The sequence below is a fragment of the Pseudarthrobacter sp. HLT1-3 genome, assembly GCF_059383535.1.
Window position 1 is genome coordinate 23,294 of the sequence record NZ_JBWZCJ010000006.1, and the last position, 24,988, is coordinate 48,281.

Consider the following 24,988-nt stretch of genomic DNA (forward strand, 5'->3'; position numbering starts at 1 on the left):
GGGCGCCTACGGAGCAACCGACGGGGCTGAGGGCCTTAGGGGACGCGGTGCAGCCACTCCGGGGTGCCGAACTTGGCCTCGACCCGGTGCTGCGCGGCGGCGAGCTCAGCCTCGGTCAGGTCCGACGGCGTCGCCGCGTAGCGTTCGGTGAAGACCTCCATCATGGCCGCGACGATCTCCGTCCGGGCCAGGCCGGTCTGCCGCCGGAGCGGATCCACCCGCTTCTTGGCGCTCCGGGTGCCCTTGTCGGAGAGCTTCTCCTTGCCGATCCGCAGCACCTGAACCATCTTGTCCGCGTCGATGTCGTAGCTCATGGTCACGTGGTGCAGCATGCCGCCGTTCGCGAGCCGCTTCTGCGCGGCACCGCCGATCTTGCCCTGCTCCGTCGCGATGTCGTTGAGCGGCACGTAAAACGCGCTGATCCCGATCTTCTCGAGGGCTGCCATCACCCAGGCGTCCAGGAAGCCGTAGGAGTCGGCGAAGCTGATGCCGTCCACCAGGGTCTGCGGCAGGTACAGCGAGTAGGTGATGCAGTTCCCGGCCTCCATGAACATCGCTCCGCCGCCGCTGATCCGGCGGACCACGCTGATGCCGTGCCGTTCGACGCCGGCGGGATCCAGTTCGTTGCGGACCGACTGGAAGCTGCCGATCACCACGGACGGTTCCTCCCAGTCCCAGAACCGCAGGGTCGGGTTGCGGCGCCCCGCACCGACCTCCTCGGTCAGGACCTCATCCAGGGCGACGTTGACGTGGGTCGGCAGCACCGACGGCGCAATGATGTTCCAGTGGTGGTCCGCCCAGCCGGTGGCCTTCGCGAGGCCGCGCCGGACGGTGACCGCCACGGCGTCCGCGGAAAAGCCGAACAGGACGGCGTCGGCAGGCAGGGCCGCTGACACCGCGGCGGACATGTCCGCCGCGTTGGCCTCCGACGGGAGCCCGGTGAGGGCCCGGTTGATCTCCGGCAGCGCCTCGTCCGGCTCCAGGAAGAAGTCCCCGCTCACCGAGACGTTCACCAGCACGCCGTCGACGACGTCGAAATCGGCGACAACGAGCTTTCCGCCGGGAACCTTGTACTCCCCATGGTGCCGGGCACCGCCGTCGTCAGCGCTGCCGGGACCGGGGATCGGGTGAAGGGATGTCATGGCCCTAATCCTGCCACGCGGTGATTGCGCCGGAGTGGCAGTTCGGGTCGGTTCCGCGCAGGACGCAAAAAAGCCCGCACCGTCACCGGTGCGGGCTTTCCACAAGACCTTGGAGGAAGAAAGCTACTTCTTGCCGCCGAAGCCCTTGAAGCGAGCGTTGAAGCGCTCGACGCGGCCTGCAGAGTCCATGATGCGCTGCTTGCCCGTGTAGAACGGGTGGGACTCGGAGGAGATTTCGACGTCGATGACCGGGTAGGTGTTTCCGTCTTCCCACTCGATGGTCTTCTTGGAAGACACGGTGGACTTGGTCAGGAACTTGACGCCGGAAGCCAGGTCGTTGAAAACAACAGCTTCGTACTTCGGGTGAGTATCAGACTTCATAATTGGACCTTTGTTCGCACAACTGGATTTTGCCAGTTGCCAGGTATGAATGGGATGGCCAGCGGAATGTACCGGACGGCCAGCTATCAATCATAGCGGAAAGTCGGCGCCGCCGCCGCCTGACCAGCGGCGCGGTTCAGTGCGGCAGTCTAATTCCTGGGGCGCAACTCCCAGAAGGCGACGGCGGACGCCGCCGCGACGTTGAGCGAATCAACGCCGGCGCGCATCGGGATCTTCACGGCGAGGTCGACGGCGGCGAGCGTGCCGGCGCTCATCCCGGCGCCCTCGGTACCGAGCACCAGCGCGAGTTTCTCCGGCTGCCGGGTGGACAGCTCGTCCAGGTCCACGGCGTCGTCGGTGAGCTCCAGGGCCGCCAGGGTGAAGCCCTGCGCGCGGAGCAGCTGCAGGTCCGAGGGCCAGTCCTCGAGCCGGGCCCAGGGAACCTGGAACACCGTTCCCATACTGACGCGGACGCTGCGGCGGTACAGCGGATCGCCGCAGCGCGGCGAGACCAGGACGGCGTCGATCCCCAGCGCCGCGGCGGAGCGGAAGATCGCACCGACGTTGGTGTGGTCCACGATGTCCTCAAGCACGGCGACCCGGCGGGCCCCGGCAAGCAGCTCGGGCAGCGGCACCGGGTCCGGCCGCTGCATGGCTGCCATGGCGCCGCGGTGCAGGTGGAAACCGGTGATGTCCTCGAGGAGTGCGGCGGAACCGATGTAGGCGGGGACGTCAGGGAACTGGGCGAAGACGTCGGCGAGGTCCTCCAGCCATTTCTCGGCGAGGAAGAAGGAGCGTGGCCGGTGTCCCGCCGCGAGGGCCCGGCGGAGCACCCGGGAGGACTCGGCGATGTACATGCCCTCGGCGGGTTCCCGGAGCTTGCGCAGGTGCACGTCGGTCAGCCGGGTGTAGTCCGAGACCCGGGGGTCGTCGGCGGAGTCAAGGTGGTGGAAGGTCACGGGTAGGCCATTTTCAGCGGGGTGGGTCAGCGGGGCAGGTCAGCGGTCAAGGAAACGGGTCACTTGAACAGGTTGGAGATCATAAACCCCAGGGCGACCAGACCCAGGACGAAGATGACACCGCGCAGGACCACCGGCGACAACCGCCGGCCGACCTTGGAGCCGACGACGCCGCCGATCAGCGAGCTCACCGCGATCAGTCCCACGACCGCCCATTCGATCCGGCCGAAGGCGAAGAGCAGGTAGGAGGCTGCGGCGACGACGTTCACGCCGAGGACCAGGATGTTCTTCATGGCATTGGCGTTCTGGATGGTTCCGGTCATGAAGATCCCCAGGATCCCGACCAGCAGAATGCCCTGGGCTGCGACAAAGTATCCGCCGTACACACCGGCCAGGTAGACCAGGACCACGAGGACGACCCCGTGCCCGCGGTCGCGGATGGCATGCTCGGGATTCTGTTCCCGGTCCCGGACCCACTGCTGCAGCCGGGGCTGGAAGACCACCATCAGCAGCGCGAGGACGATCAGGGCGGGGGCGGCGTAGTGGAATACCTTCTCGGGCAGGTGCAGCAGCAGGTAGGCCCCTGTGATGCCGCCCAGCAGCGAGGCGGGCAGCAGTTTGAGCAGCTGCTTGCCGCGTCCCGCCAGCTCCTTGCGGTAGCCCCAGGCGCCCGCGGCGTTCCCGGCGACCAAGCCCATCGCGTTGCTGATGGAGGCGGTGACCGGCGCGTAGCCGAGGGCGATCAGCACCGGAAAGGTCACCAGGGTCCCGGACCCGACCACGCTGTTGATTGTGCCGGCCCAGAGCCCGGCGAAGAAAATGAAGACGCTATTGAGGAACTCCACGCGCGGTCAGCGGGCTCAGCGGCGCGCGGTGGCCGTGTACCGGCCGGCGCTGACGCTGACGTCCAGCGGCAGCCCGAAGGTCTCGGTCAGGTTCCCGGACGTGAGGACACCCTCGATCGGGCCCTGGGCGACGACAGCGCCGTCGCGCAGCAGCATGGCGTGGGTGAAGCCCGGCGGCACCTCTTCGAGGTGGTGGGTGACCAGCACGGTGGCCGGAGCGGCCTCGTCGCGGGCCAGTTCACTGAGCCGGAAAACGAGGTCCTCACGGCCGGCCAGGTCAAGCCCGGCGGCGGGTTCGTCGAGGAGCAGCAGTTCGGGATCCGTCATCAGGGCCCGGGCGATCTGGACGCGCTTGCGCTCCCCCTCGGACAGCGAGGCGAAGGGCCGGTTGAGCAGCGGGCCCATGCCCCACTCGTTCAGCAGGGCGAAGGCGCGGCGTTCGTCGTCCTTCTCATAGCCCTCGCGCCAGCGTCCGGTGACACCGTACGCGGCCGTGACGACGACGTTGAGGACCTTCTCGTGTTCCGGGATCTGGTTGGCCAGGGCGGCCGAAGACAGGCCGATCCGCGGCCGGAGTTCAAAGACGTCGACGGCGCCGAGGATCTCCTCGAGGATGCCCGCCATCCCGGACGTGGGGTGGATCCGTGCGGCGGCGATCTGCAGCAGTGTCGTCTTGCCGGCACCGTTGGGGCCAAGGATCACCCAACGCTCGCCTTCCCTGACCTGCCAGTCGACCTTGTTAAGGAGCGTTTTTGCCCCACGTACAACGCTGACGGCGGCCATTTCAAGAACATCACTCATAGGAGTAGACACTAGGACAAAACAGCGGACGACTGATAACCGGAACGCGGGGCCCGGGCCGGGCGCGTGCCGACCGGATGCCGCGGCGTCACCGGCGCGCAACGAATTCGGGCCCTGCTCCGCGGGATCGCTAGGATTGCAGCCATGAGCCTGAACGTGACCGCAGTGAGCTATGCCCGGAAACTGACCCTGCCGGAGGTGCAGCAGCTCCGGTCGCTGCTCGCCGGAGCCGGCATGGCACTGGACGCCGAAACCCGCACGGGCGACGCGCGTTTCGAGGTCTACACGGTGGACGGCAGCCTGGACCTTGGCCCCGGCCCGGTCCACGGGTTGGCGGCACTGGCCGAACTGCGCCGGACGGCGGCTGATCACGGCCCGGCCGGCGTGGACACGGCGATTGTCCCCGATTCGCTGCGCAATGCGCGGCGGAAATTCCTCATCATGGACGTGGATTCGACCCTGATCCAGCAGGAAGTCATTGAGCTCCTGGCCGCCCATGCCGGCAAGCGTGATGAAGTCGCGGCCGTGACTGAGGCCGCCATGCGCGGCGAGCTGGATTTCGCCCAGAGCCTGCACGCGCGGGTGGCGGTGCTCGCCGGGCTGCCGGCCGACGTCGTTGATTCCGTCCGCGCCGAGGTCACCCTGAGCCTCGGGGCGGCGGCGCTGGTGGCCGCTTTCCGGGCTGCCGGGCATGTCGTGGCGGTGGTCTCCGGCGGCTTTAACCAGATCCTCCGGCCGATCGCGGAAGGCCTGGGGCTTCACTACTGGGTCGCCAACGAACTCGAAATCATCGACGGCGCGCTGACGGGAAAGGTGATCGGCGAGGTCATCGACCGTGCGGCGAAGGAGAAATACCTGCGCGAATGGGCCGCCAGGGAAGGCATCCCGATGGAGCACACAATTGCCGTGGGCGACGGCGCCAACGACCTGGACATGCTCGGTGCAGCGGGGATCGGCGTCGCGTTCAACGCGAAGCCGGCTGTCCGCGCGGCCGCGGATGCCGCGGTGAACCTCCCGTACCTCGACGCCGTCCGGCACATCGCCGGCGTCTGAGGCCTGATCGGATCACACTGAAGGCCGGGGCGGACGCCGCCCCGGCCTTCAGTAGTTATGCCTGCTGTGTTTCAGCCTGCATTGCCTTATCAGGCCGTTTCTGCCCGAAGGACGGAGGTGTTTAGTTGTTGCCCTTGTCGAAGTAGTCGGCGCCGCCGACGTATTCGGTGTGGCCGCTGGGAACATCGGCCGTGACCATCTTGGCGATCTCCGCGGCGAACTCCTTGACCGAGTACAGCTTTCCGGCCTCGGCGCGGCGGGCCTCGATGGCGCCGGGGTTGGAGCGGTCCAGCAGGGTGGCCGTGACGGTGCCCTCGATCATGTCGCCGGAGACGACGACCAGCGAGATGCCCTTTTCGGCCAGGTCCGGAACGAGTTCGCGGAGTGCGTCCTCACCGGCGCGCTTGCTGCGTGCCACCGGCTCGTAGTTGGCCATGGTGGGAACGGTGTTGATGAAGTGGGCCTGGTGGCTCGTGATGAAGACCACGCGGCTGCCCTCGGGCATCAGCGGCACGGCAGCGTTGAGCATGTTCAGCTGGGCGTCGCGGTTGAGCTTGAGGGCATAGTCCTCCGCCATCCCCGTTTCCATCCCGCCGGAGGCGTTCAGGACCAGGATATCGAGCGAGCCGAAGTTCTCCATCGCGGCGCTGGCCAGGGCCTGGACGCCTTCCTGGGTGGTGAGGTCGGCGCCGACGGCAGCGGCGCGGCCACCGGCCGCCTCGATCTCCGCGACGACCTTGTTGGCGCGCGGCGCCTTCTGGCGATAGTTGACGACGACGGCGGCGCCCTCGGCGGCGAGGAACTTGGCGACGTCAGCACCGATGCCCCTCGATGAACCGGTCACTATTGCGGTCTTGTTCTCCAGCAGTCCCATACGAGCTCCTTTGTTCCAAACATCCAAAAACGGTGGGTCTGCAGTCCATCATGCCAGCGGCGCAGGTGTTTTCCGTTGTTTGAGTTCCACAAAGAAGCCGCGGCAGGCTAGTGAGGGCCCGGCCCGCGGGCGTAGGCTCGCCCGCATGGAACGACCGCACACCAGGAGCCGGGGGGCCGCACTTCAGGGGTTTCCGTGCCGCGCGGCGTGAGCGAGGAATCGACGCCTGAGCAGGTCTTCAGTGGCTCCCCCCGCGGCCTGGAACTGTACCGCGCGGTGGAGCGGATGCTGGCGGCGCCGACCCCGCCCGACATCCGGGCAACGAGGAGCCAGGTCGCTTTCCGGGAGCATCGTGGCTTCGCGTACCTCTGGTGGCCCGGCCGGTACATTTCGTCGGAGGTGCCCGCCGTGCTGTCGATCGCGCTGCCATGGCGGGTCGACTCTGCCCGGTTCAAGGAGGTAGTGAATCCGTCGCCCGGGGTGTGGATGCACCACCTGGAGCTGAACAGTGAAGCGGAGCTGGATGCGGAGGTCGCGGGCTGGCTGCGTGAGGCCCGCGCGGCTGCTGGCTGAGACTGACAGATATTCAGTCACAGGTCGGGGCGGGCGGAACGATGGTGTCCGCCCGCCCCACCGACCGGGCCGCCGTCCAGCGGGCAGCCTATGTCCCTGGTGCTACGGGTGGTCGATCCTGATCTTCTTGGCCGCCGCGTCCGGCGTCGAGACGGGAGCAGGGGCCCGTACTTCAAGGACGCCGTCCTTGTAGGTTGCGGTGATGTCCTCTTCCCGGGCGCCGCGGGGCAGCGCAATACTGCGGGAGAAGGAGCCATAGCGGAACTCCGAGCGGTATCCGTCCTTGGTCTTGTGTTCGGATTTCTCCTCCCGCTCCGCCTTGATGTGCAGCATGCCTTCGCTGACGGAGACGTCAACGTCCTTATCGGGATCAATCCCCGGAACCTCTGCGCGCACCACCAGGGTGCTGCCGTCCACAAACTGCTCGACTTTGATGGACGGCGTCATTGCCAGGTCACCGTCGAGGAAACGCTTGATCGGCTCCAGCACGTCCGACGGGACCCACTTGTTAAGTTCAGCCACGATTGTCCTCCTGATTCCATGCCCCTGCCATGGTGTGGTCAGGGGCTGCAGCCCCATTACACACCCGGCAGCGCCCCGTGCTCAGGGCTGAAAGTCCTATCGTGGCGGGGCTGGGATCACGGTGTTGTAGGGCCAACAGCCGGTTTCGCTATTTTGTCGGTGGCCCTTGGGAACCTTGGTGCATGGATACGACAACATGGAGTGCGGGGAGTAAGGAGGCCCTGGCGGCCGTCGGGGCGTCCGTTGTGGCGCTGCTTGCCTTCACCAGCGCCAGGGCCGGGGCTGACCCGCCGCGGGACGCGGACGGGCGGCGGGCTCTGAGGCTCGACAGCCTGCACGGCCTTGCCGTCATAGTGCGGTGCGAGGCCCAGATCGCAACGCTGAAGGCTCGGCTGACCGAGGACAAACTGCGGGCACCCAAAGTCCGGGCGGCGGCAGGCCAATAACAACCAGCATCTCCCGCCCCGGCCAAGCGTGCCCCCGACAGCAGCGCCTGAAACAGACCTGCTTCCGGACACCCGGGGCAGGCAAAGACTGCCCGGCAGGGCTGCCGTCGCGGCCGGTGCCGCCTCGGAGCCGCCTCAGTGGCCCATGCCGAGGCCGCCGTCGACGGGGATGACGGCACCGGAAATGTATGCTGCCTCGTCGCTGGCGATCCAGCGGACCACGTTGGCGACCTCGGAGGCTTCGGCGAAGCGGGCGGCGGGAACCCTGGACAGATAGTCCTTCTGGGTTGCCTCGGGCAGTTCGGCGGTCATGTCCGTGTTGATGAAGCCGGGGGCGACCACGTTCGCGGTGATGCCGCGGGCGCCCAGCTCGCGGGTCAACGAGCGGGCGATGCCAACGAGCCCGGCCTTGGACGCCGAGTAATTGATCTGGCCGGGCGCCCCATAGAGGCCGGAGACGGAGGAAATCAGGACCACGCGGCCCTTGCGGGCCCGGATCATGCCCATGGACGCACGCTTGATCACGCGGAACGCGCCGGTGAGGTTGGTGTCGATGACCGACGTAAAATCGTCCTCGCTCATGCGCATCAGGAGCGTGTCCTTGGTGATGCCGGCGTTCGCCACCAGCACCTCGACAGCACCGTGGGCCGCTTCCACTTCAGCGAATGCGGCGTCGACGGAGGCTTCGTCCGTGACGTCGGCCATGACGCCGAGGATGCCCTCGGGAAGCGCTGATTCGCTGCGGTAAGTCACCGCCACCTTGTCGCCGTTGGCGAGGAAGGCTTCGGCGATGGCGAGGCCGATTCCACGGTTTCCACCGGTGATCAGGACACTGCGGCCGGCGGTTGCTGTTTCAGACATGGGGACTCCGGAATTCTGCGGCGGGAGGGCGCCGCGCTAGGGCGGGATTTTCCTGCCTCCGATCTTAGCGCCCGGTGCCGCCCCGTTTGGGCGGCTCTGCCGTTGGTGAGAGAATTGCTTTAAGCCTTGGGAGCGTGATCTGACAGCCTTGACACTCAAAAACCGACCCGGTGTACCTGTGCCCGGGAACCCGGGTGTACCGTCCGGTGATTCCGAGATTCACAGCATTACGGACGCCGCTGCCGCACACTCCGAGGAGATGCGCCAGCGGATGATCAAGTACGCCGTGGCGATGGGCATCCGCATGGTCTGCCTGATCCTCATCTTTGTGGTCGACGGCTGGCTCAAGATCCTCCCGGTCGTCGGTGCCGTGTTCCTGCCCTGGTTCGCCGTCATCATCGCGAACGGTGGCGACAAGGCGGAGGTCCATTCCGCCTCCCTCCTGGATTACGCACCGCTGGCGCAACTGGATGCGCCGGGCACCGGCGCGGCGGCTGAACCTGCTGGCCCGGTGACCGACGACCCGTCGTTGACGCTGCTGCAGGGCGAAATCGTCGATGACGAGGACTCCCCGGACGACGGCCGCGGCGCCCCCGGCGGACACCCCACTATCGACGACGACCATGGACGGGCGGCATCGTGAATCTCTTTGACCTCGCCGGGAACAGCGGCGAAGCCGGACCGGCGGAGGCCGTCTGCTCCCGCAAGGCGTGCCGGAGCGGCGCCGAATGGCAACTGCTCTGGAACAACCCCAAGATCCACACCCCGGAACGGCGCAAGATCTGGCTGGCCTGCGGGGAGCACCGGACCTGGCTCGAGGACTACCTGCAGACCCGCGGGCTCTGGAAAGACACCGTGGCACTGGACCCGACAAGCAAGGCAAGCTGAATGTACCGTTTTCTTTTCTCCAGCAAGTGGCTGGGGTATCTGTTGCTGGCCGCGATTTTTGCCGCCGCGTGCGTCGGGCTGGGCCGCTGGCAGATGGACCGCCGCGCCGAGACCCTCGCCGAGATTAACCGCGTCACCTCGAACTATTCCGCCGCACCCGTCCCCTTTGCCGAGGTCAAGGACCAGTTCCGCTCACTGGACGCGGAGAACGAGTGGACCCAGGTGGAACTGAAGGGCAGCTACGACGTCGCCGGGCAGCGGATCGTCCGCAACCGCCCGCTTAACGGCCAGCCAGGCTACGAGGTCGTTGTCCCGTTCAAGGTCGAAACCGGCGAGACGGTCGTGATTGACCGTGGCTGGCTGCCGATCGGCAACAAAAACCCCGGCCGGCCCGACGCGGTTCCCGCTCCCCCGCAGGGCGCCGTGTCCGTCGTCGCCCGCCTCAAGCCGGCCGAGCCGGAACTCCAGCGCGGTGCCCCCGACGGCCAGCTGGCCTCGATCGACCTCGCGGCGTATTCCCGCCAGCTGGGCTATCCCCTGCTGGCTGGCGCTTACGGGCAGCTGGCGTCCGAGAGCCCCTCGGTGTCTGACATGCCTTTCCCGTTCCCCAAGCCGTCCACCCAGGAGGGCACGCACCTGTCCTACTCGCTGCAGTGGTTCGCCTTCGGGGTGCTGATGTTCATCGGTTTCGGGTACGCCGCACGTCAGCAGGCCAGGAACGCTGCCATTGACGCTGAGGACGCCGAAAGCCAGGCCGCAGCTGCCGACAGTCCTGCTATGCACTCCAGCGGACCGGTGGCACGCCGCCGCCCGGTCCCCCGCAAGCGGAAGAACGCGACAGCAGAGGACGAGGAAGACGCCATTCTGGATGCCCAGGGGTTCTGAGAAGTGGCCCGGCTGATCCCAGAGCCCGTGCTCCGGGTGAAACAAGCGCTGTCCGCGCTCGGCGCCGAGGACACCGTAACGGTGTTCGACGCGAAAGTCCCGACGGCGGCCGCGGCGGCAGCGGAGTTGGGCTGCGACGTCGCGGCCATCACCAACAGCCTGGTGTTCGACGTCGGCGGCGCCCCGCTGCTGATCCTTGCCAGCGGAGCCGCGAGGGTCGATGTGCGGAGGGTCGCGGCCCAGCTGGGCAGCGGACAAATCCGCCGCGCCACCGCAATGTTCGTGCTGGAACACACCGGACAGGAAGTCGGCGGCGTGGCCCCGGTCGCGCATCCGGAGAAAATCAGGACACTGCTGGACGAGTCACTGCAGGAACATGAAGTCCTCTGGGCCGGGGCAGGCGACCACCACTCAATGTTCTCCATCAGCTACGAAGAGCTCCGCAGGATCACCGCCGCGGAAGAAATGCCCGTCCGCTGAGTTCGGCTAGTTCAGAAGGGCGGTTTTTCACCGTTCGAATGGCCGATAAAGCTGAGGCCGACGACGAGGGTTGAGCCGAAATGGACACTCCGGTTGTCTCCACTAAGGTCCCGCCGAGGTCCCAATGGTGGCCGCCGAACGCGTCAGGACCTTCGGCCCTACTTTCGCGTAGCGGCGCCGGTTCAGAGTGAGAAGCGCACGGGGACGACCGCTCCTCGGTACCGCCAAAAATGGTGAGCCATAGACTGGACAGGCCATGCCCCCGCACTGCGACTCGTTGGATGGTCCCGTAGTCACTGCTGCGCGACAGGCGCTCGAGGCCGCCGACGTCGACCTCGTCCTGCCCGACGTCGACCGCGGCGGCGAGGCCGAGGTCCGCGCCATATTTGACACGGTAATGCCTGTTCGGGGCCTGGGCCCGGGGGCTCGCGAGGTGGCGGACCGCCTCTTCTTCGAAACTGTTGTCCGCATTCACCGCGCCGGCGAAGGCGCGCCGTACACGGGTCTGAAACCTGCCGGGCTCTCAGTTGGACCAGTCATCCCGCTTGCCGAACGTGCCGTCGAGACCGGTTCACCAGAGGAGGTCGGGACTTTCCTGACCGCAGTGCTGCGCAGCGAGCTTGAGCGGCGGCTCGAGCTGGTCAACACGCTGAAAGCCACCAAGGACCGCTCCATCGGGGATGCCCGGCAGTATGTCGAGGCAATGCTCGGCTTCGAGGTCTACAGTGACCACGTATTCCGGTCACTTGGCGCCGCGGTGCACGGTGACCGGAAGGAATCCGGGCACGAGCATCCCGGGTAGGTCAGCGCACCATGGGAATCTGCTTCGGCCAGGATTCGGCATGACCTCGCCGCCCGGCGCTCCGCGAACCGGCGCAAAGCGGAGAACAGACATTCTGAACTGACCGTCACCCGCCAGGGCGGAAAGGTGACTTGCCCACAAAGCAAGCTCGCCGCGGCGCGAAGCCGGCCACCCGGAGGAAGCCAGCCCTGCGCACTACGCCAGCGTAATGAGGTCCAGGTAGTCTTCGTTCCAGTGGTCCTCAATGCCGTCCGGCAGCAGCACAACGCGCTCGGGGTTGAGGGCCGCGACGGCGCCCTCATCGTGGCTCACCAGGACGACAGCGCCGGTGTAGTTGCTCAGGGCACCGAGGATTTCGGCGCGGCTTGCCGGGTCGAGGTTGTTGGTGGGCTCGTCGAGCAGCAGCACGTTCGCACTCGACGCCACGATGGTGGCCAGCGCCAGCCGGGTCTTCTCGCCGCCGGAGAGCACACCGGCGGGCTTGTCGACGTCGTCGCCGGAGAACAGGAACGAGCCCAGAATGTTCCGGACCTCGGCGTCGTTCATGTCCGGGGCGGAGGAGCGCATGTTCTGCAGCACGGTGCGTTCCACGTCGAGTGTCTCGTGCTCCTGGGCGTAGTAGCCCACCTTCAGGCCGTGGCCCGCCACGACTTCGCCGGTGTCAGGCTTGTCGACGCCGGCCAGCATGCGCAGGAGGGTCGTCTTGCCGGCGCCGTTGAGGCCCAGGATGACCACTTTGGAGCCGCGGTCGATGGCAAGGTCCACGTCGGTGAAGATCTCCAGTGAACCAAAGGACTTGCTGAGGCCGTCGGCCGTGAGCGGGGTCTTGCCGCAGGGCGACGGATCCGGGAAGCGCAGGGCTGCCACGCGGTCGGTCGCGCGGACGGCTTCCAGGCCGCCCAGCAGACGCTCGGCACGCTTGGCCATGTTCTGCGCGGCGACGGCCTTGGTGGCCTTGGCGCGCATCTTGTTGGCCTGGTCGAAGAGAACTTGGGCTTTCTTCTCCGCGTTGGCGCGCTCCCGCTTGCGGGCCCGCTCGTCGGTTTCACGCTGCTGCAGGTAGCGCTTCCAGTCCATGTTGTAGAAGTCGACCTTGGCGCGGTTGGGATCCAGCAGGAACACCTTGTTGACGGTGGCTTCGAGCAGCTCCGTGTCGTGGCTGATCACGATGAGGCCGCCCTGGTGGTTCCTCAGGAACTCGCGGAGCCAGGTGATGGAATCCGCGTCGAGGTGGTTGGTGGGCTCATCGAGGAGCATCGTCTCGGCGTCCGAGTACAGGATCCGGGCGAGTTCCACACGACGGCGCTGGCCGCCGGACAGGGTCTTGAGCGGCTGGTTCAGCAGACGGTCCGGGAGGGCCAGGTTGGAGCAGATCGCGGCGGCCTCGGCCTCGGCCGCGTAGCCGCCGGCGGCCAGGAACTCGGATTCCAGCCGATCATAGCGGTTCATCGCCTTGCGCTGGACCTCGGCGTCCTCGCTGGCCATGTCCTCATGGGTCTGCTTGAGCTTGTTGACGGCGATGTCCAGGCCGCGGGCGGAGAGGATGCGGTCGCGGGCCAGCTGTTCCATGTCCGGGGTCCGGGGATCCTGCGGCAGGTAGCCGATCTCGCCGCTGCGGATGACCTTGCCCCCGGCGGGCTGGCCTTCGCCCGCGAGCACCCGGGTCAGCGTGGTCTTGCCTGCACCGTTACGGCCCACAAGGCCGATCTTGTCTCCCTTGTCGATCCGGAAGCTCACCTGGTCCATAAGGAGGCGGGCGCCGGCGCGCAGTTCGAGATCCTGGACGGTAATCAATGCAGCTAAGGCCTTTCACAACAGGGAACGCCGCGGCACAACGTTGGAATCTGCAGGGGGCCGGGGCAGTGCGGCCGAGAGCACGGCCTTTACAAGTCTACCGGCCCCGCTCCCGTCCGTTGACAGCAGGCCCGCCATTTGCGGCAAATGGCGGGCGACGGCGGTGGCGTGGTCCCGCTGCCGGGCGTCGCCGGGCGCCTTTGGAGCTGCCCTCCAGTTGGCGGGCCTCCGGTTAGTAGAGCACCTACAAAAAACCCCCGCCGACAGGCTCGTAAAGTCAAAAACAGATGCAGATTCGACTCACTCGCGATAGGAACTACCCATGACGCAGACCGACGGCAGCGTTGCCGACATCACCTCCCGCCCGCGGAACCGCTGGAACGCCACCGACTTGGGACTGATCGCGGTCTTCGCCGCGCTGGTGGCCGGCTCGGCCCTGATCGCCGCCATTCCGGTGGGCGGGCTGGGTGTCCCCATCACCCTCCAGACCCTCGCCGTGATGCTCACCGGCCTTGCCCTGGGCCCCGGCAGGGCGTTCGCCGCCGTCGGGCTTTACGTTCTTCTAGGACTCGCCGGGCTGCCGATCTTCAGTGGCGGACGCAGCGGGCTGGGTGTCCTGGCCGGCCCCTCGGCGGGCTACATCATCGGCTTTGTTTTCGCCGCGACTGCGGCGGGCTGGCTGGCCGTCGTCGTGCTCCGCCGCACTGCTGGGCGTCCCGGCAGGCTGCGCGCTGTCCTGCTTTTCGCGGCCGCGATGGTGAGCAGCATCATCTTTGTTCACAGCCTCGGCATCCTCGGCATGATGGTTAACGCGAAGCTCGACTTTTCGAAGGCCTTCTCCGCAGACCTCGTCTTCTACCCCGGAGATGTGATCAAGAACATCCTCGCGGTGACCATTGCCCTGGCGCTCCACAAGGCGTTCCCGGATCTGCTGTTCCGCCGGGTCCGGACCGGCGGTACGGTCCCCGCTGCCACCGCCCGGCAGCTTTCCGACGCCAAGGTGGATCACCGGCCGTGAGCTCCATCGTGCTGGACCGGGTTGCGGTGCGCGTGGCGGTCGACGGCCGCCCGGCACCCAAAACCCTGCTTGAGGTGCCGACCCTGCGGCTGACCGAGCAGCGGATCGGCGTCATCGGCGCCAACGGCTCCGGCAAGTCCACGCTGCTGCGGCTCCTCAACGGACTCGTGGCGCCAAGCAGCGGGACCGTCACGGTGGACGAATGGGACACGGTCCGGGCAGTCCGGGAGGTCCGCCGGCGGGTCGGCTTCGTCTTCACGGATCCGCTGTCCCAGCTGGTGATGCCGACCGGACGGGAGGACGTCGAACTGTCGCTCCGGCGCTCGGTCCGGAACGCCGGGGAACGCCGCCGGCAGGCGGAGGCTACGCTGGACCGCTTCGGGCTGCTGCCGCTGGCGGACCAAAGCATCTACGAGCTTTCCGGCGGGGAACGCCAGCTGCTGGCCCTCGCAGCAGTCCTCGCCGTGGACCCCGAAGTGCTCGTCCTGGACGAGCCGTCCACGCTGCTGGATCTGCGGAACCGGGAACTGCTCCGCCGGACCCTTGCCGGGCTCAGCCAGCAGGTCATCCTCTCCACCCACGACCTCGAGCTGGCCCTGGATATGGACCGGGTCCTCGTGGTCGACGCCGGCGCCGTGGTGTTCGACGGCGGCCCGGCTACCGCCGTCGCCCACTACCGGGCGCTGTGCGGTGCGGGGATCCCTCCTGCCGGGGAGGGAGTCCCGCCTTCCGGCGCCCGTTTCTCGCCTTCCGGCTCGCGTACGTATCTTGGACAGCCGCAGCCGGGGCGGCCGTGAGCGGCCACGGCTTCCTGCTGGCCAACTATGTCCCGGGCAGCTCCGTACTGCACCGCGCGCCGCTCTGGCTGAAGTTCCTGCTGGTCGTTGGCTGCGGCATGGCGTCGTTCCTTATTGTGGACTGGGCCGTGGCGGCCGCCGTCCTGGCGGTATTGTGCGTCCTGTTCCTGCTCAGCGGAGCCGGTGTCCGCCGGCTGATCAGGGCGGTCCGGCCGGTGCTGCCGGTCCTCGCGATGATCGGGCTGTTCCAGTGGTGGCAGCTCGGCGGACCCACCGCGGCCCGGATTGTGCTCAATGTGCTGGTCTGTATTGTGGCGGCGTCGATCCTCACCGCCACCACCCCGGTGCAGCGGCTGCTGGACGGGGTGGCGTCCCTGGCGCGGCCGTTCCGGCGCTTCGGAGCCGATCCGGAGCGCTTCGCCCTAACGATCGCCATCATGCTGCGCAGTATTCCGTTTATCGCGGGCGCCTACAGCGACGTCCGGGATTCCGCCCGGGCCCGCGGCCTCGAGCGCAACCCCCGGGCCCTGATCCTCCCGGTCTTCATCACCACGGTGGCCTTCGCCCGGCAAACCGGCGACGCCCTCGCCGCCCGCGGTCTGGGCGAGGCCGAGACCGGGGAGCATGCCCATCCTTCAGACCCCGCCGGGCCCGCCGGCCCCGCGGGACATGCCCTCCCCTGACACGGAGCACGGGACATAAGCCCACCATGTCCACCGGGTGCGCCTAGGACTGGACATGTCCCCGGTGGCAGGGCCGGTGGCCAGGGACTAGGACAAACTCCGGTACTCCAGCAGCGCTGCGGTTCCCATTCCGCCGGCGATGCTGATCAGGGCAAGCGCCAGCTGCCCCTCGACCGGGCTGCGGCGGGCCTGGGCCAGCAGCCGGGTGACGAGTACCGCGCCGGAGGCCCCGTAGGCATGCCCCAGGGCGAGGGCGCCGCCGTCGAGGTTGGCGCGGTCCGCGGGGATGCCGAGCCGGTCCAGGCAGGCGAGGGTCTGGGATGCGAAGGCCTCGTTGAACTCCACCCGCCCAAGCCCGGCAGGAGTGACGCCACACCGTTCCAGCAGGCGTTCCGCCGCGATTGCCGCCCCGATGCCGAGCAGCTGCGGGTCCACTCCGGCCGTGTCCGTGCCCCGCACCAGCACGCCGTCGCCGGCGCCCAGCTCACGTGCGCGCTCCATCGACGTGATCACAACGGCGGCGGCACCGTCCGCGTCGAAGCAGGAATTCCCCGCCGTCACCGTGCCCCCCGCGGCGAACGCCGGCGGGAAACGTGCGAGCACAGCAGGGGTGAGGCCCCGGCGGGGCCCGTCGTCAGCACTGACGGTACCGACACCGTCCGGCCCGGACACCCCGGCGAGCGGAACGATCTCGGTGTTGAAGATCCCCGCGGCCGCGGACGCCAGCGCGCGCCGGTGGCTGCGCAGCGCCAGTTCGTCCTGCCGCTCCCGGCTGATCCCGAAGCGGGCGGCCACGTTTTCGGCGGCGGACCCCATGTCCGGATCCCCCAGGCCCAGCGGGGCGAACTGCGCCCGGGCGTAGAATTCCGGTGCACCGGCGGCGTTCGGGCGGGCGCGCAGCGGGGCCGTGCTGATGCTCTCCACCCCGCCGGCCAGATACAGGCCCCCGCCGCCGGCTGCCACGAGGCGGGAGGCCAGCACAATCGCGTCCAGTCCGGAACCGCACTGACGGTCCACGGTGAGGCCGGGGACGCTGACCGGCAGTCCGGCTTCGAGGGCGGCGAGCCGGGCCACATTCCCGCCGCCGCCGACGGCGTTGCCGATCACCACGTCGGTCACGGCCGCCGGGGGCAGGCCGGCGCCGTTGAGGGGCACGCCGGCGCCGCTGAGCGGTGCGCCAAGCGGTCCCAGCAGCGCGCGGAGCACGGGCGCCAGGAGTTCGTGCGCGGACAGGGACTTCAGCGCCCCGTTGGCGCGGCAGATCGGTGTCCGGCGGGCTGCGATGATCACGGGCTGCCGGTCGTCGGGGAGTCGCTGCGGTTCCGGCTCAGCCAAGGCGCCGGCTCCGGGGATCACTGCTGGTGATCCAGTCGAGTAGGAGTTCCCGGCTGAGCTTGCCGCGGTCCGTCAGGGGCAGCGCGGCCAGCGTGAAGTATTCCAGCGGCCTTTTGTTGCGGGCCAGCACTTCCTCGATGCCTGCCTTCAGCTGCGTGGCGGTCACGCCGCCGTGCGAGGGAACGATCCCGGCAACGACTTTCTGGCCGCGGAGGTCGTCCTTGAGGCCGGCGGCGACGGCCGCGGCCACGCCGGGCACGGAGGCCAGTGCCAGTTCGATCTCATGCGGGTAGACGTTGGTGCCCGCGGTGATGATCATGTCCGAGCGGCGGCCGAGCATGTGCAGGGTGCCGTGGTCGAGGTAGCCCTGGTCCCCCACGGTGTGCCAGCCGTCGAAGCTTTGCAGGGCCTGGCCGTCGTCGCCCCAGAGGTAGCCGTCGCTGACCATGCCGCTGCGCACGCAGATGTTGCCGTCGGTCCCGTCCGGCAGCCGGACCCCGTCGTTGTCGAGGATGCGGATCTCGACGCCGGGGAAGGGCTTCCCGATCCCGGTTCCGCGCCCTTCCGGCGGCTTCCCTGGCGGGAGCCCGGCGCCGGAGACGAAGCTGAGCTCGGAGGCACCGTAGTACTCGTAGATGGTCGCGTTGGGTGCCCAGCGGCGGGCAGCTTCCAGGGTCCGGGAGTCCAGTTTTGAGCCGGCGCAGATGATGCTGCGGATGCCCGAGGCGTCGACGCCGCCGCTTAATCCCCGTTCGCTGAGGAGCCGGAGCGCCGTGGGGACGAGAATCAGCCGGGTGATGCCGTCATGGCTGACCGCGGAGTGGGCGTCGCCGACGTCGAACCGGACCAGGGTGTGGAATTCCGAACCCGCGTACAAGCATTCGGCCAGGGCGTAGAGGTTCAGGCTGGCCGCGAGAGGCCCGGGCGCCAGCGTCCTGTCGTCAGCTTGCAGGCCAAAGAATTCGACTGAGGCATCGAAGGACTGCCGCCAGGACCGGCGCGAGCGGGTGAACGCTTTGGGGACGGCAGTGGTACCGGAGGTCAGGCCGACCAGGAACGGGGAACCGGGCGGCCCGTCGACGAGTTCCGGACCGGACCCGCCGGCCGCGACGGAGCCCGTGGCCGCAGCCGCAGCCGCAGCCGCAGCCGGAACCGTGTCACGGATCCGGGCACGGATGCGTTCCTGCAGCTCCTCCGGCCACGTCGGGTCCAGCACGGCGCATTGCCGCTCCCCGGCGACGGCGGCGGCGAAGGCGGCGGCGAAGTGCAGCGAATTCTCCCCGGCGAGCAAGGTCACGGGGGGCGCGCCGGCGACCAGGCCGGCGGCGGTGTCCCGCAGTTCCTCCCAGCTCAGGCGTTGCCCTGCCACGACGACGGCGGTCGCGTCGGGGCGGTCAGCGGCCCAGCGCTGGAGTCTGTCAAGGAAAGGCATCAGATCAACTTTACCGGCAGGGGGCGGCGCCGGCGCTGGTAAGCGATATTGTGACTGCATGAGTTTCAATGACAATGTCCAGCTGGACCCATCCCAGGTTCAGGACCGCCGCGGCATGGGCCGCGGCGCCAAGGTCGGCGGCGGGATCGGCGGCGGCATCATCCTGCTGATCGCAGCCCTGTTCGGCATCAACCCGAGCCTGCTGGAAGGCCTGGGCGGCACCACGCAGGATCCCGGGGCGCAGGGCCAGGGCACCGCCCCGGCCTGCACCAGCGGCGCCGACGCGGACGCCCGGCTGGACTGCAGGATCGTGGGCACGGTGAACAGCCTCAACGCGTTCTGGCCCGCCTACCTCGCCCAGTACGACAGGCAGTATCCGCAGCCCGAAACCGTGATCTTCACGGGCGGCACCAACACCGGCTGCGGCGCGGCGACGTCGGAAGTGGGGCCGTTCTACTGCCCCGCCGACACCACCGCGTACTTTGACCCGGGCTTCTTCCAGGAGCTCGTGGACCGCTTCGGCTCTTCCGGCGGACCGCTGGCGCAGGAGTACGTGGTGGCCCACGAGTTCGGCCACCACATCCAGAACGTGCTCGGGAACCTCGACCAGGCCCAGCAGGATCCGCAGGGGCCGGAATCCGGGGCCGTCCGGGTGGAGCTGCAGGCGGACTGCTACGCCGGGTTGTGGGTCCGCTACGCCACCACCCAGGAGGATCCCAAGACCGGGCTGCCGTTCCTGGATCCGCTCACCGAGAAGGACCTGCAGGATGCCCTCTCCGCCGCCTCGGCCGTGGGCGATGACCGGATCCAGAAGGCGGCGACCGGCCGGGTCTCGCCCGAGTCCTGGACGCACGGTTCCAGTGAGCAGCGGCAGAAGTGGTTCTACCAGGGCTACACAACCGGGGACATCAACAAGTGCGACACGTTCGGCGTCGCCACCCCGTAGCACCCTTCCGCTGCTCCATAACTGCCGTTATGGGCCGGCTATAGGGCGGTTGCGGAGCAATCGATGGAACGACGACGGCGGGCCCACCTTTGGAAGGTGGGCCCGCCGTCGAATTGCCGCAGGAACTTTTTGGCGCAGGATTTTATTACCGCGCCGGTACCGCGCCGTCCTACCGCGGGGAGGCGGTGCGGATCAGATGTTGAAGCCGAGGGCGCGCATCTGGTCGCGGCCGTCTTCGGTGATCCGTTCCGGACCCCACGGCGGCATCCACACCCAGTTGAGCCGCCATTCGTCGACGACCCCGTCAAGGGCCTTGCCGACCTGCTCCTCGATCACATCGGTGAGCGGGCAGGCGGCCGTGGTGAGCGTCATGTCGATCAGCAGGGCGCCGTCGTCGTCGGAGTACTTCAGTCCGTACAACAGGCCCAGGTCAACGATGTTCACGCCCAGTTCCGGGTCGATCACATCCTTGAGTGCCTCTTCGACATCCTCGAGACCCGTGCGGGCCACATTGAGTTCGGTCATGGCGACGTCCTAACTAGGCCTGGGCAGCGGCGGAGGCCGCGGCGATGGTGGCTGCCCCGGCGCCGGTGGCGTAGCGGTCGTAGCCTTCTTCTTCGAGGCGGTCGGCGAGCTCCGGGCCGCCCTCTTCAACAACCTGGCCATCAACGAAAACGTGCACGAATTCCGGCTTGATGTAGCGCAGGATCCGGGTGTAGTGCGTGATGAGCAGGGTGCCCATGTTGCCTTCGGCGTGGGCACGGTTGACGCCCTCGGAGACGACCTTGAGCGCGTCGACGTCCAGGCCGGAGTCGGTCTCGTCCAGGATGGCGAACTTTGGCTTGAAGAGCTCCAGCTGGAGGATCTCGACGCGCTTCTTCTCGCCGCCGGAGAAGCCCTCGTTGACGTTGCGCTGGGTGAAGTCGGCGTCGATGCGCAGCTGCGCCATCGCGGCCTTGACGTCCTTGGTCCACGTGCGCAGCTTGGGCGCCTCGCCGTCGATGGCCGTCTTGGCGGTCCGCAGGAAGTTCGTCATGCTGACGCCGGGAACCTCCACCGGGTACTGCATGGCGAGGAACAGGCCGGCACGGGCGCGCTCGTCGACGGTCATCGCGAGGACGTCCTCGCCGTCCAGGGTGATGGTGCCGGACGTGACGTTGTAGCGCGGGTGCCCGGCGATGGTGGACGCCAGGGTGGACTTGCCGGAACCGTTCGGCCCCATGATGGCGTGGGTCTCGCCGGTCCGGATGGTCAGGCTGACGCCCTTCAGGATTTCCTTGGTGCCCTGCTCGGTGTCAATGCTGACGTGCAGGTCCTTGATCTCAAGAGTAGACATGTGTCGTGTTCTCCTCTGCACCGTGCCCTCCGGCACTGTGCTGTTTCTGGTCGATAAGTTTTCGTTTACAGGCTGCCGTGGTGCCCGGGCGGTCAGCTGAAGTTCGGAGCCTCGGCGCCGTTCAGGACGTTGGTGAAGTCCACGTAGACCTCGTCATCCAGGACGGTCACTGCAAAGACGGGAACAGGATCATAGGCCGGCAACTGCAGCGGTTCGCCGCTGCGCAGATCGAACTGGGAACCGTGGCCCCAGCACTCAATCTTGCAGCCTTCGACCTCCCCTTCGGAGAGGGAAATGTCCGCGTGTGAGCAGGTGTCGCCGATGGCGTGGATTTCGCCCATCGAGTCCTTCACGATCGCTACCGGGTAGTCGTCGATCAGGATCCGCAGCGCCTGCTTGAGTTGGATCTCGCTGGCGTTGCAGACCAGCTCGCCCTTTGGCTGTTCAGTCATTGATGGTTCCGTGTTCTCCAGTGCTGTGTTCCCTAGTGCTGCGCACTAGTGGTTCGTTGCCGCGAGTTCGCGCTCGACGGCGGCCGTGAGGCGCTCTTCGATGGCTGGAACCCTGATCTGCTGGATGATCTCGTTCAGGAATCCGCGGACCACCAGACGGCGGGCCACCTCTTCCGGAATGCCGCGGGCCATCAGGTAGAACAGGTGCTCGTCGTCGAAGCGGCCGGTGGCGCTGGCGTGGCCGGCGCCGGCGATCAGGCCGGTCTCGATCTCCAGGTTCGGCACGGAGTCCGCGCGGGCGCCGTCGGTGAGGACCAGGTTGCGGTTGGCCTCGTAGGTGTCGGTGCCCTCGGCTTCCTTGCGGATCAGCACGTCGCCGACCCAGACGGTGTGCGCGTTGCGGCCCTGCAGGGCGCCCTTGTACAGGACGTTGGACTTGCAGTTAGCGACGGCGTGGTCCACGAAGAGTCGCTGCTCGAGGTGCTGGCCGGCGTCGGCGAAGTAGAGGCCGAAGAGTTCCACTTCGGCGCCCGGGGCGGTGAAGCGTGCCGAGGGCGTGACGCGCACGAGGTCGCCGCCGAGGCTGACGACGATGTGCTTGAACTTGGCGTCGCGGCCGAGCTTCGCCTGCTGGGAGGAGGCGTGCACGGCGTCGTCGTTCCATTCCTGAAGCGAGATGACGGTCAACTGGGCGCCGTCCTGCACGAGGATTTCGATGTTTTCCGATACGACGGCGGTGCCCTGGTGGTCCAGGACCACAACGGACCTGGAGAACTTTTCCGCCACGATGACGATGTGCTGCGCTGACGCCCCGGTGCCCTGGCCGGTCAGCACGACGCTGACCTCGCCGTCGACCTGGACCTCGGCCGGGACCGTGATGACGGTGGCCTCGGTGAAGTTCTCCCAGGCGTTCGCGGAGACGCGGTCCTCGGGGATGGCGGCCGAACCGATCCGGCGGTCGTCGCGGCCGACGGTCTCGACGGTGACGCTGTCCGGGGCGGTGACGCTCACGGACGGCGCGGTCCCGTTGAGGACCTCGGTGTGCAGCCCGCGGAGGCGCTTGAGCGGGGTGAACCGCCAGTCCTCCTCCATCCCGGTCAGCGGCTTGAAGTCCGCCAGGTGGTAGGACGTCAGGCGACCGGCGCGTGAGCTGTCCGGAACGCCGACGCCGCCGCCGTGCGAGTGCCGCTTCACGGCATCGCCGGCCAGCGGGGACTTGGACGCAGCGGCGTTCAGCGGTGAAAGGCTTTCGCCTTCCTCGGTGAAGCCGTTGATGAACGGCTGTGCTGAGGGCGCGCCGATGCGGGCCTTTTCAGTAGTGATGTCAGTCATTAACCGACCGATCCTTCCATCTGCAGTTCAATCAGTCGGTTCAGCTCGAGGGCGTATTCCATCGGCAGCTCACGGGCAATCGGCTCGATGAAGCCGCGGACGATCATCGCCATGGCCTCGTCTTCGCGCATGCCGCGGGACATCAGGTAGAACAGCTGCTCTTCGCTGACGCGCGAGACCGTGGCCTCGTGCCCCATCGTGACGTCATCCTCGCGGATGTCGATGTACGGGTAGGTGTCCGAGCGGCTGATGGTGTCCACCAGCAGGGCGTCGCAGCGGACCGTGTTGGCGGAGTGCTTGGCGCCTTCACGGACCTGGACCAGGCCGCGGTAGGCAGCGCGGCCGCCGCCGCGGGCCACGGACTTGGATACGATCGAGCTCTTGGTGTTCGGCGCGATATGGACCATCTTGGAGCCGGTGTCCTGGTGCTGGCCTTCGCCCGCAAACGCGATGGAGAGGGTCTCGCCCTTGGCGCCCTCGCCGACGAGGTAGACGGCCGGGTACTTCATGGTGACCTTGGAACCGATGTTGCCGTCGATCCACTCCATCGTGGCGCCCTCTTCGCAGATGGCGCGCTTGGTGACCAGGTTGTACACGTTCGTGGACCAGTTCTGGATGGTCGTGTAGCGGACGCGGGCGCCCTTCTTCACGATGATTTCCACCACGGCGGAGTGCAGCGAGTCCGAGGTGTAGATCGGCGCGGTGCAGCCTTCGATGTAGTGGACGTAGGAGTCCTCGTCCGCGATGATCAGCGTGCGCTCGAACTGGCCCATGTTTTCCGTGTTGATGCGGAAGTAGGCCTGCAGCGGAATGTCGACGTGGACGCCCTTGGGCACGTACACGAAGGAACCGCCGGACCAGACGGACGTGTTCAGCGAAGCGAACTTGTTGTCGCCCACCGGGATGATGGTGCCGAAGTACTCCTGGAAGATCTCCGGGTGCTCCCGCAGGGCGGTGTCCGTGTCCAGGAAGATCACGCCCTGCTGTTCCAGGTCCTCGCGGATCTGGTGGTAGACAACCTCCGACTCGTACTGGGCGGCGACGCCGGAGACGAGGCGGCTGCGCTCGGCTTCCGGGATGCCCAGCTTCTCGTAGGTGTTCCGGATGTCCTCGGGGAGGTCTTCCCAGGTGTTGGCCTGCTTCTCCGTGGACCGCACGAAGTACTTGATGTTGTCGAAGTCGATGCCGGAGAGGTCTGCGCCCCAGGTCGGCATCGGCTTGCGGTCGAAGTACTTCAGGCCCTTGAGGCGCAGGTCAAGCATCCACTCCGGCTCGTTCTTCTTGGCCGAAATGTCGCGGACGACGTCCTCGTTGATGCCGCGGCGGGCGTTGGCGCCAACGTCGTTCTTGTCGGACCAGCCGTACTCATAGGTTCCGATTCCGTGGAGCTCGGGATTCTTTTCCAGAATCTCCGAAATCACAGTGGATTCAGCAACCTTCTTCTCTGATAGTTGGTCCGTCATCACGGCCTTTCTTGCAGATGGTTGGATACTTCGTCCAGGCTGCCCGGGGTGGTTGCGGGGCTGTGAGGCCCCCTGGCCGCCGGACGGCCTGTAGGTATGTGGGTGGTGCAGACGTGCCCGCCTCGTGCCAGCGTGGAGAGCCGGCGGACGTCGACGCCGACGAGCCGGGAGAACACGTCGGTCTCCACGTCGCAGAACACCGGGAACTGCGCGGCCAGTTGCTGGATGGGGCAGTGCCCCTGGCACAGCTGGACGCTGGACAGCGCCGCTGGCAGCGGCGCCCGGGCGTCGATGGACGTCGTGGAGGCCACGAACCCGTCGCGGCTCAGCGCCTCGGACAGGGCCTGGGCCCGGGCGGTGATGTCCGGTCCGGCGGCGTCGATCTCGGGCTCGTAGCGCCGTTCCATCTCACCGAAGCGCTCGACGGCGAACTGCCGGACGGCGTCGGGCCCGGCCAGTTCGCCGAGGCGCTGCAGCGCCAGGCTGGCGATGTCCAGATAGTCGTTGCCGAGCGTCGACTGGCCCTGCGAGGTCAGGACATACCGGCGGGCGGGACGCCCGGCCCCGGCGCCGGCCCGGGCTGCCCGCTTGACCTCGATCACGCCGCGGTGTGAGAGGTGGTCCAGATGGCGCCGGACAGCTGCCGGCGTGAACCCGAGCAGGTCGCCCAGTTCAGCGGCGCTGATCGGACCGTGCTCCAGAACCGCATTCAGCACGCGGTCGCGGGTGCGCTCTTCGGCGTCGACCGCCGGAAAGGCCCGGGCGGCCACGTTTCCCGCTGCCTCGGACGCAACGGGTGACGCCGCTCGCGAACGGCCGTTCCGTGCGGGCGCAACAGAAGATAGGGGGCTCATGGAATACACAACACAATCATGTCGTAATTTAGTC

General features: G+C 67.6%; 29 protein-coding genes and 1 pseudogene. 13 read left to right on the forward strand and 17 right to left on the reverse strand.

The genetic code is table 11. The annotated features are described in order from the left end of the window. Positions 1 to 35: 35 nt before the first annotated feature. From lplAB to AC50X9_RS07005, 5 genes are all read right to left on the reverse strand, one after another. Positions 36 to 1,142 (reverse strand): lipoate-protein ligase LplAB, encoded by a 1,107-nt coding sequence (gene lplAB, locus AC50X9_RS06985; RefSeq protein WP_494891762.1) that lies wholly within the window; start codon positions 1,140 to 1,142, stop codon positions 36 to 38. 123 nt (positions 1,143 to 1,265) lie between these two features. Next, complete coding sequence (locus tag AC50X9_RS06990; RefSeq protein ID WP_024365679.1) at positions 1,266 to 1,523, reverse strand: type B 50S ribosomal protein L31; 258 nt, start codon at positions 1,521 to 1,523, stop codon at positions 1,266 to 1,268. 149 nt (positions 1,524 to 1,672) lie between these two features. Continuing rightward, positions 1,673 to 2,482: a TrmH family RNA methyltransferase gene (locus tag AC50X9_RS06995; protein WP_494891765.1), complete on the reverse strand. Its 810-nt coding sequence runs from the start codon at positions 2,480 to 2,482 to the stop codon at positions 1,673 to 1,675. 59 nt (positions 2,483 to 2,541) lie between these two features. Further along, a complete protein-coding gene (locus AC50X9_RS07000) occupies positions 2,542 to 3,327 on the reverse strand; it encodes a sulfite exporter TauE/SafE family protein (protein ID WP_494891767.1) in 786 nt (261 codons plus the stop codon). A gap of 15 nt (positions 3,328 to 3,342) precedes the next feature. Further along, complete coding sequence (locus AC50X9_RS07005; protein ID WP_494891769.1) at positions 3,343 to 4,128, reverse strand: ABC transporter ATP-binding protein; 786 nt, start codon at positions 4,126 to 4,128, stop codon at positions 3,343 to 3,345. A gap of 144 nt (positions 4,129 to 4,272) precedes the next feature. On the opposite strand from AC50X9_RS07005, the gene serB reads away from it, so the two are divergent. Then, positions 4,273 to 5,181, forward strand: a complete 909-nt coding sequence (gene serB, locus AC50X9_RS07010; protein ID WP_494891771.1) for a phosphoserine phosphatase SerB — start codon at positions 4,273 to 4,275, stop codon at positions 5,179 to 5,181. Between the two features lie 121 nt (positions 5,182 to 5,302). Here serB and AC50X9_RS07015 read toward each other — a convergent pair whose 3' ends face one another. After that, positions 5,303 to 6,055 (reverse strand): SDR family oxidoreductase, encoded by a 753-nt coding sequence (locus AC50X9_RS07015; RefSeq protein ID WP_494891773.1) that lies wholly within the window; start codon positions 6,053 to 6,055, stop codon positions 5,303 to 5,305. Positions 6,056 to 6,262: 207 nt separating this feature from the next. On the opposite strand from AC50X9_RS07015, the gene AC50X9_RS07020 reads away from it, so the two are divergent. Beyond that, a complete protein-coding gene (locus AC50X9_RS07020) occupies positions 6,263 to 6,628 on the forward strand; it encodes a DUF5655 domain-containing protein (RefSeq protein ID WP_494891775.1) in 366 nt (121 codons plus the stop codon). Positions 6,629 to 6,730: 102 nt separating this feature from the next. Here the strand turns inward: AC50X9_RS07020 and AC50X9_RS07025 are convergent, their stop codons facing one another. After that, the gene (locus AC50X9_RS07025) at positions 6,731 to 7,150 is read right to left on the reverse strand and encodes an Hsp20/alpha crystallin family protein (RefSeq protein WP_494891777.1); all 420 of its coding nucleotides are present in this window, start codon (positions 7,148 to 7,150) and stop codon (positions 6,731 to 6,733) included. 182 nt (positions 7,151 to 7,332) lie between these two features. On the opposite strand from AC50X9_RS07025, the gene AC50X9_RS07030 reads away from it, so the two are divergent. Continuing rightward, positions 7,333 to 7,596, forward strand: a complete 264-nt coding sequence (locus AC50X9_RS07030) for a hypothetical protein (RefSeq protein WP_494891779.1) — start codon at positions 7,333 to 7,335, stop codon at positions 7,594 to 7,596. A gap of 135 nt (positions 7,597 to 7,731) precedes the next feature. Here AC50X9_RS07030 and fabG read toward each other — a convergent pair whose 3' ends face one another. Then, positions 7,732 to 8,457 carry a 3-oxoacyl-ACP reductase FabG gene (gene fabG, locus AC50X9_RS07035; RefSeq protein WP_494891781.1) on the reverse strand — a complete coding sequence of 242 codons (726 nt, stop codon included), beginning with the start codon at positions 8,455 to 8,457 and terminating at the stop codon, positions 7,732 to 7,734. Positions 8,458 to 8,605: 148 nt separating this feature from the next. On the opposite strand from fabG, the gene AC50X9_RS07040 reads away from it, so the two are divergent. The 5 genes from AC50X9_RS07040 to AC50X9_RS07060 all read left to right on the forward strand — a co-directional run bounded on the left by AC50X9_RS07040 (position 8,606) and on the right by AC50X9_RS07060 (position 11,512). Further along, positions 8,606 to 9,100, forward strand: a complete 495-nt coding sequence (locus tag AC50X9_RS07040; protein ID WP_494891783.1) for a DUF3099 domain-containing protein — start codon at positions 8,606 to 8,608, stop codon at positions 9,098 to 9,100. Next, on the forward strand, positions 9,097 to 9,345 hold the full coding sequence (locus AC50X9_RS07045) for a hypothetical protein (RefSeq protein ID WP_494891785.1): 249 nt from the start codon (positions 9,097 to 9,099) through the stop codon (positions 9,343 to 9,345). The genes AC50X9_RS07040 and AC50X9_RS07045 overlap by 4 nt, the downstream gene beginning before the upstream one ends. Next, positions 9,346 to 10,230: an SURF1 family cytochrome oxidase biogenesis protein gene (locus AC50X9_RS07050; RefSeq protein ID WP_494891787.1), complete on the forward strand. Its 885-nt coding sequence runs from the start codon at positions 9,346 to 9,348 to the stop codon at positions 10,228 to 10,230. It begins immediately after the preceding gene. Positions 10,231 to 10,233: 3 nt separating this feature from the next. After that, a complete protein-coding gene (locus AC50X9_RS07055; protein ID WP_494891789.1) occupies positions 10,234 to 10,710 on the forward strand; it encodes a YbaK/EbsC family protein in 477 nt (158 codons plus the stop codon). Between the two features lie 256 nt (positions 10,711 to 10,966). Beyond that, on the forward strand, positions 10,967 to 11,512 hold the full coding sequence (locus tag AC50X9_RS07060; RefSeq protein ID WP_494891791.1) for a DUF6448 family protein: 546 nt from the start codon (positions 10,967 to 10,969) through the stop codon (positions 11,510 to 11,512). Positions 11,513 to 11,707: 195 nt separating this feature from the next. Here the strand turns inward: AC50X9_RS07060 and AC50X9_RS07065 are convergent, their stop codons facing one another. After that, positions 11,708 to 13,306: an ABC-F family ATP-binding cassette domain-containing protein gene (locus tag AC50X9_RS07065; protein ID WP_494891793.1), complete on the reverse strand. Its 1,599-nt coding sequence runs from the start codon at positions 13,304 to 13,306 to the stop codon at positions 11,708 to 11,710. A 322-nt stretch (positions 13,307 to 13,628) separates the two neighbouring features. Between AC50X9_RS07065 and AC50X9_RS07070 the strand changes: the two genes are divergently transcribed. The 4 genes and pseudogenes from AC50X9_RS07070 (at position 13,629) to AC50X9_RS07085 (ending at position 15,804) form a co-directional block, all read left to right on the forward strand. Then, positions 13,629 to 14,324, forward strand: coding sequence for a biotin transporter BioY (locus AC50X9_RS07070; protein WP_494891795.1), 696 nt, complete (start codon positions 13,629 to 13,631; stop codon positions 14,322 to 14,324). Positions 14,325 to 14,422: 98 nt separating this feature from the next. Beyond that, a pseudogene (locus AC50X9_RS07075) lies at positions 14,423 to 14,764 on the forward strand (ATP-binding cassette domain-containing protein); the annotation flags it as partial. Further along, a complete protein-coding gene (locus AC50X9_RS07080) occupies positions 14,765 to 15,121 on the forward strand; it encodes an AAA family ATPase (RefSeq protein ID WP_494892126.1) in 357 nt (118 codons plus the stop codon). It begins immediately after the preceding pseudogene. Further along, positions 15,118 to 15,804 carry an energy-coupling factor transporter transmembrane component T family protein gene (locus tag AC50X9_RS07085; protein WP_494891797.1) on the forward strand — a complete coding sequence of 229 codons (687 nt, stop codon included), beginning with the start codon at positions 15,118 to 15,120 and terminating at the stop codon, positions 15,802 to 15,804. The genes AC50X9_RS07080 and AC50X9_RS07085 overlap by 4 nt, the downstream gene beginning before the upstream one ends. An 87-nt stretch (positions 15,805 to 15,891) precedes the next feature. Here the strand turns inward: AC50X9_RS07085 and AC50X9_RS07090 are convergent, their stop codons facing one another. Continuing rightward, on the reverse strand, positions 15,892 to 17,139 hold the full coding sequence (locus AC50X9_RS07090) for a thiolase family protein (RefSeq protein ID WP_494891799.1): 1,248 nt from the start codon (positions 17,137 to 17,139) through the stop codon (positions 15,892 to 15,894). Next, positions 17,132 to 18,571: an AMP-binding protein gene (locus AC50X9_RS07095; RefSeq protein WP_494891801.1), complete on the reverse strand. Its 1,440-nt coding sequence runs from the start codon at positions 18,569 to 18,571 to the stop codon at positions 17,132 to 17,134. The genes AC50X9_RS07090 and AC50X9_RS07095 overlap by 8 nt, the downstream gene beginning before the upstream one ends. A 58-nt stretch (positions 18,572 to 18,629) precedes the next feature. Between AC50X9_RS07095 and ypfJ the strand changes: the two genes are divergently transcribed. Then, the gene (gene ypfJ / locus AC50X9_RS07100) at positions 18,630 to 19,517 is read left to right on the forward strand and encodes a KPN_02809 family neutral zinc metallopeptidase (protein WP_494891803.1); all 888 of its coding nucleotides are present in this window, start codon (positions 18,630 to 18,632) and stop codon (positions 19,515 to 19,517) included. A gap of 192 nt (positions 19,518 to 19,709) precedes the next feature. Here the strand turns inward: ypfJ and AC50X9_RS07105 are convergent, their stop codons facing one another. The 6 genes from AC50X9_RS07105 to AC50X9_RS07130 form a co-directional block, all read right to left on the reverse strand. Beyond that, positions 19,710 to 20,042 carry a metal-sulfur cluster assembly factor gene (locus tag AC50X9_RS07105; RefSeq protein WP_056434018.1) on the reverse strand — a complete coding sequence of 111 codons (333 nt, stop codon included), beginning with the start codon at positions 20,040 to 20,042 and terminating at the stop codon, positions 19,710 to 19,712. 13 nt (positions 20,043 to 20,055) lie between these two features. After that, positions 20,056 to 20,853 carry a Fe-S cluster assembly ATPase SufC gene (gene sufC / locus AC50X9_RS07110; RefSeq protein ID WP_160665959.1) on the reverse strand — a complete coding sequence of 266 codons (798 nt, stop codon included), beginning with the start codon at positions 20,851 to 20,853 and terminating at the stop codon, positions 20,056 to 20,058. 92 nt (positions 20,854 to 20,945) lie between these two features. After that, positions 20,946 to 21,305 (reverse strand): non-heme iron oxygenase ferredoxin subunit, encoded by a 360-nt coding sequence (locus tag AC50X9_RS07115; RefSeq protein WP_223917407.1) that lies wholly within the window; start codon positions 21,303 to 21,305, stop codon positions 20,946 to 20,948. A gap of 45 nt (positions 21,306 to 21,350) precedes the next feature. After that, positions 21,351 to 22,637: a Fe-S cluster assembly protein SufD gene (gene sufD / locus AC50X9_RS07120; protein WP_494891809.1), complete on the reverse strand. Its 1,287-nt coding sequence runs from the start codon at positions 22,635 to 22,637 to the stop codon at positions 21,351 to 21,353. Further along, positions 22,637 to 24,100, reverse strand: a complete 1,464-nt coding sequence (gene sufB, locus AC50X9_RS07125) for a Fe-S cluster assembly protein SufB (RefSeq protein ID WP_024365474.1) — start codon at positions 24,098 to 24,100, stop codon at positions 22,637 to 22,639. Before sufB ends, sufD begins: the two co-directional genes overlap by 1 nt. Further along, positions 24,100 to 24,963, reverse strand: coding sequence for a helix-turn-helix transcriptional regulator (locus AC50X9_RS07130; protein ID WP_494891812.1), 864 nt, complete (start codon positions 24,961 to 24,963; stop codon positions 24,100 to 24,102). Before AC50X9_RS07130 ends, sufB begins: the two co-directional genes overlap by 1 nt. Positions 24,964 to 24,988: the final 25 nt, after the last annotated feature.